At 59.5% G+C, this 8,327-nt stretch carries 6 protein-coding genes, 3 pseudogenes and 1 other annotated feature; of the genes and pseudogenes, 5 read left to right on the top strand and 4 right to left on the bottom strand.

Going from position 1 to position 8,327, the window contains the following annotated elements; all coding sequences use genetic code 11:
* The 3 genes and pseudogenes from ACODR8_RS14560 to ACODR8_RS14550 form a co-directional block, all read left to right on the top strand.
* On the top strand, positions 1-476 hold a 476-nt coding region (locus tag ACODR8_RS14560; RefSeq protein WP_489007915.1), incomplete at its 5' end, for a transposase.
* Positions 477-554: 78 nt separating this feature from the next.
* Positions 555-1,319 (top strand): annotated as a pseudogene (locus ACODR8_RS14555) (transposase); the annotation flags it as partial.
* A gap of 81 nt (positions 1,320-1,400) precedes the next feature.
* Positions 1,401-2,090, top strand: a pseudogene (locus ACODR8_RS14550) (IS3 family transposase); the annotation flags it as partial.
* Positions 1,445-1,559: a sequence feature (AL1L pseudoknot), on the top strand. Its footprint overlaps the pseudogene before it by 115 nt.
* 37 nt (positions 2,091-2,127) lie before the next feature.
* Here ACODR8_RS14550 and ACODR8_RS14545 read toward each other — a convergent pair.
* Complete coding sequence (locus ACODR8_RS14545; RefSeq protein ID WP_489007914.1) at positions 2,128-3,504, bottom strand: IS30 family transposase; 1,377 nt, start codon at positions 3,502-3,504, stop codon at positions 2,128-2,130.
* A gap of 50 nt (positions 3,505-3,554) precedes the next feature.
* Here ACODR8_RS14545 and ACODR8_RS14540 point away from each other — a divergent pair.
* Positions 3,555-3,847, top strand: a pseudogene (locus tag ACODR8_RS14540) (integrase core domain-containing protein); the annotation flags it as partial.
* Positions 3,848-4,207: 360 nt separating this feature from the next.
* Here ACODR8_RS14540 and ACODR8_RS14535 read toward each other — a convergent pair.
* Positions 4,208-5,437 (bottom strand): aromatic ring-hydroxylating oxygenase subunit alpha, encoded by a 1,230-nt coding sequence (locus ACODR8_RS14535; protein ID WP_489007913.1) that lies wholly within the window; start codon positions 5,435-5,437, stop codon positions 4,208-4,210.
* Between the two features lie 246 nt (positions 5,438-5,683).
* Here ACODR8_RS14535 and ACODR8_RS14530 point away from each other — a divergent pair, with 246 nt between their 5' ends.
* A complete protein-coding gene (locus ACODR8_RS14530) occupies positions 5,684-6,358 on the top strand; it encodes a TetR/AcrR family transcriptional regulator (RefSeq protein WP_489007912.1) in 675 nt (224 codons plus the stop codon).
* A gap of 203 nt (positions 6,359-6,561) precedes the next feature.
* On the opposite strand, the gene ACODR8_RS14525 is transcribed toward ACODR8_RS14530, so the two are convergent.
* Together ACODR8_RS14525 and ACODR8_RS14520 are read right to left on the bottom strand one after the other, a co-directional pair.
* Positions 6,562-7,086, bottom strand: coding sequence for a Gfo/Idh/MocA family protein (locus ACODR8_RS14525; protein ID WP_489007918.1), 525 nt, complete (start codon positions 7,084-7,086; stop codon positions 6,562-6,564).
* A gap of 236 nt (positions 7,087-7,322) precedes the next feature.
* Positions 7,323-8,240, bottom strand: coding sequence for a TIGR03620 family F420-dependent LLM class oxidoreductase (locus tag ACODR8_RS14520; protein ID WP_489007911.1), 918 nt, complete (start codon positions 8,238-8,240; stop codon positions 7,323-7,325).
* Positions 8,241-8,327: the final 87 nt, after the last annotated feature.

Here is an 8,327-nt window from a genome sequence, read left to right as displayed (position 1 = left end):
TGCCATCTCGAAATATCAGCCAATCACCGCAAGGCGGCCCTCACCGGAGCGATACGATCGATTGGGAGCCGGTATCGGTCCTTCTGGATCGGCTTTATTCGGCGACCAAAGGCGAGCCGGCGTGGCCACCACTCGCGATGTTCAAGGCCCTGCTTCTCTCGATCTGGTACGATCTGTCCGATGTGAAGCTGGCTGATGCGCTCGACGATCGAGCCTCTTTTCGTCGCTTCTGTGGATTTTCGGGAACAGAGGCGACGCCCGAGCGGACGGCATTCGTGCGCTTTCGCAAGGAGCTGGTCGCCCATAAGCTGGATCGACAGCTGTTCACGACTGTGACAGCGCAGCTCACATCCAAGGCAGTGACGGTCGCCAAAGGCTCTCCTGAGCGAAGTCGAAGGGCCGCCATCCAAGTCCACCTCACCGCCATCGCCTACAATCTCAAGCGCACCGTGAACATTCTCGCCGCCCAAGCATGAATAGCGCAACCGCTCCGACCATAGCGGTGGCGAGACTGCTTCACCGCAACCGGCCAACGATAAAAACAACGCGTCTCAGTGATCTACACCCACCCGCGCACAGGTCTCATAAGGCGTCGGCATATTTTGCGCAGGCGGAGCTTGTCTTATGAGAATCCTTGGCTCCTGAGGCAAAAGGGAGCCGCTGCCCAGCACCGCAAACTGCTGGGTAGCGGCGGGGGCTGTGCCGTGCGGAGCTTGGTCTTGCGCCCCTTCATCAAGGTTAATCCAAAGCAAGCGCGGCGCTTTGCGCAGGCGATCGGCCGACTGGCCAAGACCAACAGCGTTGATGCCAAAATGCTGGCCCGCATGGGTGTCGTTCTTGACCTGACCCCGCAAGGCACCGAAGGCGAAGATGTCTATGATCTCAGAGAGTTGCTGACAGCCCGGCGCGCTTTGGTCAAAGATCAGATCACGGCAAAGACACGCCTCGCCACAGCGACCAACCCGCTGGTTCGAGAACAACTGTGCCGCCGTATCGATGACATCGACACCGACATCAAAGCGCTGGATGAAGTGATTGCCCAGATCGCCAAGCAGCATGGAACCCTTGATAAGCGCGTCAGGCGCTTGATGACCATTCCAGGGATTGGCAGATTGACCGCGACGACGATGCTGATCGACATGCCCGAACTCGGTCTTCTGGATAGCAAGAAGATCGCAGCTCTGGCTGGGCTGGCGCCCATGACGCAGCAGTCCGGAAAGTGGCAGGGGAAAGAGCGAATTATCGGTGGCCGGGCATCACTTCGGCGAGCAATCTACATGCCCGGGCTGGTCGCCATTCGCTTCAATCATGATCTGCGCGCCAAATATCAGCAGCTCGTCAATGCGAGGAAAGCGAAAAAGGTCGCAATCACCGCCGTCATGCGTCGCATCGTCGTTCTGGCAAACCCCTTGCTGCGTGAAAGGGCGCGATTGGCAGCCAAAACGGCCTTGACCAAGACGGATACTCGACCGCCCCGGAAGATGATGATGGCGTTCATCGACGCCCATCACAAGGACTTGGGGATCGAGCCGATCTGCCGCGAACTGGCAGTCGCCCCATCGTCTTGGCACGAACATGCCGCCCGTCTTGCTGATGCCAGCAAGCGGTCGGCGCGTGCGCAGCGTGATGACGTGCTCCGCGCGCAGATCGAACGAGCGCATGCCGCCAGCTTTGGTCTCTATGGCACGCGCAAGATCTGGCACCAGCTGCGGCGTGAGGGAACCAAGGTCGCCAAATGCACCGTTGAGCGCCTGATGCGGGCGATGGGGCTGGCGGGGATAAGGCGCGGGAAGAAGACGATAACCACCGTCAGCAACCCCAAGGTGCTGTGCCCGCTCGACAAGGTCAACCGCGCGTTCAAGGTGACACGCCCCAACGCGCTGTGGGTCGTTGACTTCACCTACGTTCACACTTGGGCCGGCTTCGTCTACGTCGCCTTTGTCATCGACGCCTTCGCCCGGCGTATCGTTGGCTGGAAAGTCAGCACCAGCGCCACAGCCGCCTTCGTGCTCGATGCGCTGGAGCAGGCGATCCATGCCCGGCGGCCCAGCGCGGCGGACGGGTTGATCCATCACAGCGACAGGGGCGTACTTGGCGGATTCAACCGGTCGTCGCAACACCCGCTTCTTACTGCGGGACTAGGAACTGGTCGAGGACTTCTGCAGGCGTCTTCCATCCGAGCGTCTTTCGCGGTCGCGTGTTCATGGCGTGAGCAACTGCTTCGAGTTCCCCTATTGAGTGCCGGCTGAGATCGGTGCCCTTCGGGAAGTACTGGCGGAGCAGGCCGTTGGTGTTTTCATTTGAGCCACGCTGCCACGGGCTTTGCGGATTGCAGAAGTAGATTTCCAGTCCGCTGTCGACCCGGAGCGTTGCGTGCTGGGCCATCTCGGCACCTTGGTCCCAGGTTAGCGACTGACGGAGTTTCTCTGGCAACTCCCGCATGGATTCGGCGATGGCCTTGCGGACGGCTTCGGCTCCATGCCCGGCAAGCGGCGGACCGTTCTTGACCCCTTGCCCTCGCTGATATCCTTCCTCGCGTGGCAGGTGCAGCAGCATTGTAAATCGCGAACTGCGTTCGACGAGGGTGCCGATCGCCGAGCTATGCAGGCCCAGGATAAGATCACCTTCCCAGTGCCCTGGAACAGCGCGATCTTCCACTTCCGGGGGACGCTCGCTGATCATGATGGCGTCATCAACGAAGGATTTTCCGCGACCGCGTGTTCGTTCGCGCGGCACGCGAAGGGCTCGGCCCGAACGCAGGCAAGCCGTCAACTCCTGGCGCAGAGCACCACGTCCCTGGATGTACAGGGACTGATAAATAGCTTCATGGCTGATGCGCATGGTAGGATCCTCCGGATAATCGATCCGCAGCCGATGGGCGATCTGCTCTGGGCTCCATGCGATCGACCAGCGCCGACTCTGTCGAAGCACGGCGCGCCGCTTCTTCCATACCACGTCAGGCCCGGCAAAGCCGATGCCCTCAGCATTCGTGACCCGACCAGCAAGGCGCTCCTCGACATACGCGCGCAAAGCAGGATTGCTGGCCAACTTGTTCGGACGCGGACGCCGACCCGCGCGTTCAGCATGCCACTGCGCGACACTCGCCCGATAATCCAGATTGCCGCCACGAGTGGCAGCGTTGCGCCGGACTTCGCGTGAGATCGTGCTGGGCGAGCGCCCAAGCTTGCGCGCGATCGCACGGATCGCCGATCCCGTGGCCAGTGCGATGGCGATTTCTTCCCTCTCGCGAAAGGTCAGAAATCTCTCGCTGGGTGCAGGCGCCGAAGGCGCCAGATGTTTTGGCGGCATACCTCCCGAACTCCGAAACCAGCGCGGTCCGAGCGGTGTCGAAATACCAGCATCCGCAGCAGCCTCCTCGCTCGTACGCCCGCAGGCGATGGACTGCCAGAAGCGACGATGATGCTCACGCAACCAAGCAGATGGACGCCCGGGTGAATGCAGCTTCTCTCGGGTGCAGCGTTCTGATGCTCTTCGACCGGCCATGTTCGCAACCTCCAATTTCTTGGTGTTGCGACGACCGGTTGAATCCGCCCTTGGCCATGAACTACACCCAGCGCTTGGCCGAGGCCAATCTGGTGCCGTCGGTTGGCAGCGTTGGAGACGCATATGACAATGCCCTCGCTGAAACCATCAACGGACTTTACAAAGCCGAGGTGATCTGGCGGCAGCGGTCGTGGCCGACCGCTTCGAGCGTCGAGATGGCCACCCTGCGCTGGGTCGACTGGTTCAACAACCATCGCCTGTTCGGACCCATCGGCCACATTCCGCCTACCGAGGCCGAGCCAACTATTATGCCGCCGCAAAGGACCTCGATATGGTCGCATGACTCAAACCAAACCGCCTCCGGAAATCCCGGGACGCTTCATAATGCAAAATGCTAAGCCGCTTGCGAGCGCCAGGAGGACCATTCCGATACCCATCCGGCTTCGACCGCGCCGCGCACAATGCAAAGCCATGACAACAAACCACGAACTGACGAGCATCAGGAGCGTAAATATTATCCCGGTTGCCTCATTGAGATGCCGACTTCCGTTGATGAAAGTGCCTACATTCTGGGAACGGTCCCACATGAAAATGTTGAACACGACACCAAAAACTATCATGTCGCCGCAAATCATCGACCAAAAAGCCGGATCGCCTGGCCAACGATTGCGCGTCGTCTCTCGCAAAGTTTCGGATCCGTGCATTATGCAATAGCTGGAGCATGGTTGCGGCGTCCGCTCAGGGCCTCATCGCCCAGAACCCTGTGCAACGTCTGGTGAAGGTGATGAATGGCGATCTCGTTGCGCCCTATCGTGAGATGATCCTGTGCGCCCGAGAGCAATGTGTCCTGCGTGGATTGGACGACCGGATAATCCTCCTCGCGCACGGTCTTGTGAGTCATCATCGACCAGTGCCGCGTCTCTTCCTCAATTGGCGTCCCGATGAAATCGGTGCTGACCACGGTGCGAGAGATGGTTATCGACGTTTCCGGGCTGTCGCCGGGCAGGACCTGATTGATGAAAATCCGTTCTACCGGCTCGACCCCGGCTTCCCGCTCGCTCGAAAAGGCGGTGTCGCTCGCAAAGGCAAAAAACGTCGTAGGGAAACAGGTGAAGGCGAGTTGCACATAGCGCTTGAGATCATCGGTCGATGAGGGATCGCATTTATCAATACCGAGAACTGGCGTCAGGAACTGGTTGTGAAGACCCAGCCTATCAAACTTCAGTACATTGGGAATCACAAAACTTCCGAAGCTCTTGGCGTGCAGGCTGATGAAATGATAGGATTCGCAATAGCCTTCGAACGCCAGCTTCCAGTTCGCCGCCGGTAGCTCGATCTGGTTTACGACCTGGAAGCGGTCCAGACGACATTTCGCCAACAGATCCGCCATCTGTGGCCCCAGATATTCGTCGAGACCAAGCGGAACGCCGGGGGTGAGCATCCCCCAGATCAGGCCCGCGCGTTCTTCGACGGCAAGCTCGGTAAGGCCATAACAACTCTTGTCGACGTCGCCGAAGATCCTGTTCTCGGGTAATGCCAGGAGCTTTCCGTCCAGCCCATATGTCCAGGCATGGTAGATACAGGTAAAGCGCGGTTGCTTGCCCTTTCCTTCCTCGACCACCTTGGCGCCGCGGTGCCGGCAGGCATTGATGAACAGCCGCACCTCGCCAGATTTCAATCGCGTCAGGAGCATTGGCACGCCGAGCCGGGTCATTGCCCAATAGCTGCCGGGCTCGGGCAGTTCGCTCGACAATGCGAGCATCATCGGCGTCGTCCGAAGGAATTTCACTTCGCGTTCCCAACGCTCGCGATCGGTATAATCCGTCACGGGAACCTTGAGGATATCGGGTGCGAGCGTCGGCTCCTTACGCGCCACCAACTCCATGAGCTCATCATAATAGGAGCGCAACTCGGCGTGCTCGAAACCAATCATCCCTTGGACCTCATCCTATATCAAAACACCCCATTTGCGGCGCACCGGGGTGCCGGTTGTCGACCATGTTACTGAGCCGCTCACTATGGAATTGCACAGGCCCAGCACCGAGTCAACAACAATAGAGTGATCGCTCGCTATATAGAGTGATCAATCACTATATTATGTAGTTTCATTCGTTTGGGGAAAATTGTAAGGCCTATCCGATTCGAGATTTTGCCGCGAAGAGCGGCGAGGAAGGTGGCAATGGCACAATCGACGGCAGCGGCATCACGACGGGAGGAGCTCGCGAGATATCGCCGAAACCAGATCCTCGACGCCGCCCGCGCATGCGTCATCGCCGAGGGCTTTCACGCAGCCACCATAAGCCGTATCTGCGCGGAAGCAGCGATGAGCGTTGGGCACCTCTACAAGATATTCGAGAGCAAGGAAGCAATCATGATCGCTCTGACCGAGCGCGATTTTGAAGAATTCATGTTGCACATCACACATCCGGATGAACTCGGGAATCTGAGCATCAGTGCGCTCATTGATCGATACTTGAATGATGTGCGATGGCTGCTTGACTATGACCGGGCAGCGCTCGCACAAGCGGTCTTGGCGGAAGCGGCACGCAATCCTAGAGTCGCCGAACTGGTTGCGCGCGTCGATGACCGATTTAGAGACGCAGTTCGCACGATTGTGGCGCCGGTGTTCGAAGGCCTCACGGAAAGGGAAATCGACGGGCGCATCGAGACGCTGCTCGTGATGACGCGGGCTTTGTCGCTGCACGCGAGCACCCATCCGGCGAGCGACCCCGGAATTATTGCCGCGGGGTTCGAAGTAGCGCTGCGGGCAATTTTGTCCCCCCCTCCTTCGCAACCCCTTGAGGCTGCGCACGAGGCCGATAAGTTCAATGAGGAAGAGGCTGGGACTGGTTAGCAGCCCCGTCGGGCGACCGGAACTGAACGTGGATACCTTGCCGAATCCGCGGCGGTTTCCGGTCAGAGGATGCCACCTGATAGGCGGCCATCAGCGCTTTGTTGACGATGACGCGCGTAAGCGGTGTTTTCAGCTTTCAATTACCCACCCTACCGGGATCGATAGCATCGTCGCGCCGTTCTTTCGATCTGCCGTATAGGCGTTCAGGATGTCGACCATCGCGCCCCAAGCCAAGCCGCTGCGATCAGGCTGCTCGACAGGACGTCACCGACATAGCCCTCGGCGACGAGATCGCGCACGTAGCAGATCGTCGGCGAAACACGGGCCTGGAGGCCAATAACCGCCTTAACCCCGCTCGACCGGGCCAGCGCCGCCATCTGCTCGGCTTCGGCCAGGCCGTTGCCCAGCGGCCACTCGCAATAGACGTGCTTGCCGGCCGCCATTGCCGCCGTAACCAGTTCGAGGTGCGCTGGAACCTTGACGGTCACGACCACTATATCCACGTCCGGGGAGGAGACGAGCGCCTCGTGTCCAACAAAGGCATGAGGAATGCCGTAGTGGGCAGCGGCGGCAGCGGCGCTCTCCCGACGGGTGGTATTACTGCGCTGATCTCGTAGCCCGGAACCGCCCTCAGCGCCGGCACATGCGCGATCGCGCCCCAACTGCGACGACCTGCATGCCGATGATCCCAACTCTGATAGACGGCACCTTGATCTCCTTGGACACATTCCTTTGTCCACATCATCCTGCCGGAACGGCAGCTACCGGGCAAGGCGATGGGCGGTCGAACAGCTGCCGCTGGCGATGGCTGACCGGCGGCTTTGGCTCTGCCGAAAAACACATTGATGGCGTCGCAAACCGCCTGATTCTTGGCTGATCGCCGCCACCCAGAAGCACCGCATCGTGCTGTTCTTCCACTCCATCACCTATCAGCGGCAATCAACACCTTAGTCTGATAATGTGTTCAGTGGCCGTTTGGGGCGAGCAGTTCGACGATGCGCATATCGGTGCTATTGTCCGGCCCGACCGGCTTGAAGCAGACATGGTCCGCTCCGGCGTCGAGATGCTCCTGAATGCGCTTCCGCAGGGCATCTTCGTCACCCCAGGCTATGATCGAGTCCGTCAGATGATCAGAGCCGCCATTGGCGAAGTCCGTGTCGCTGAATCCCATGGCACGCCAGGAGTTCAGGTAATTGTCCAGGCCGAGATAGAGTTCCAGTTCCGCTCTGGCGATAGCACGCGCTTTTACGGGGTCGGTTTCGAGGATCAACTTCTGCTCGACGCACAACAGCTTGCCAGGACCCAGAATATCCCGCGCCTGGGCCGTATGTTGCGGCGTGACGTTGAACGTGTGCGCGCCGTCTGCGTGATCACGCGACAATTCGAGCATCTTGCCTCTCAGGGCCGCTAGCAGGACAGGCGTTTTCTCGGCTGGAGGCGCTGCATAATAGGGTGCCGCTGCAATGCCGTCGAGATAGGCGCGCATCGCCGATACGGGTTTTGAATAATCATGCCCGCGTATCCCCTCGACAACCTTGCGATGGGATACGCCCAGGCCCATAATGAATCGACCGCCGGACCATTCGCTCAAAGCACCGGCAGCTGCGGCCGAGGCAACGGGATCACGCGAGTAGATGGATGATATGCCGGTGGCGACAACCAGTTCCTGCGTGTTGGCGAGCAACAGGGACGAGGCGATAAAAGAGTCACGACCGAAGCCATCCGGCATCCAGATCGCAGCATAGCCCAGTTCCTCCACGCGCCGCGCAAATTTCGCGATACGCGGTGCGGTGGCCCGTCCCAATTCAGCGGATTGGTCATTCTCGAAAAAGCCGATCGGCCCGTCGAGCGCCACCCACACGCCTATTTTACCCAATTTCATTCTGACGCTCCTTATATTTTACGGTCAGGCTCATTCGATGCCTTTGTGGTTGCAGCCATACCGGTGTCGCAGATAGCCTCGTTTCGC

This window comes from Sphingobium sp. FG58 (genome assembly GCF_057809055.1).
The sequence above is the reverse complement of the archived record's forward strand: the minus strand, read 5'-3'. Positions and strand labels throughout refer to the sequence as shown.

What these genes read in the sequence shown, in the direction of transcription:
- ACODR8_RS14545 (WP_489007914.1), bottom strand. Translation starts at nt 3,504, where the DNA reads ATGGCCGGTCGAAGAGCATCAGAACGCTGCACCCGAGAGAAGCTGCAT.
- ACODR8_RS14535 (WP_489007913.1), bottom strand. Translation starts at nt 5,437, where the DNA reads ATGATTGGTTTCGAGCACGCCGAGTTGCGCTCCTATTATGATGAGCTC.
- ACODR8_RS14530 (WP_489007912.1), top strand. Translation starts at nt 5,684, where the DNA reads ATGGCACAATCGACGGCAGCGGCATCACGACGGGAGGAGCTCGCGAGA.
- ACODR8_RS14525 (WP_489007918.1), bottom strand. Translation starts at nt 7,086, where the DNA reads ATGTGTCCAAGGAGATCAAGGTGCCGTCTATCAGAGTTGGGATCATCG.
- ACODR8_RS14520 (WP_489007911.1), bottom strand. Translation starts at nt 8,240, where the DNA reads ATGAAATTGGGTAAAATAGGCGTGTGGGTGGCGCTCGACGGGCCGATC.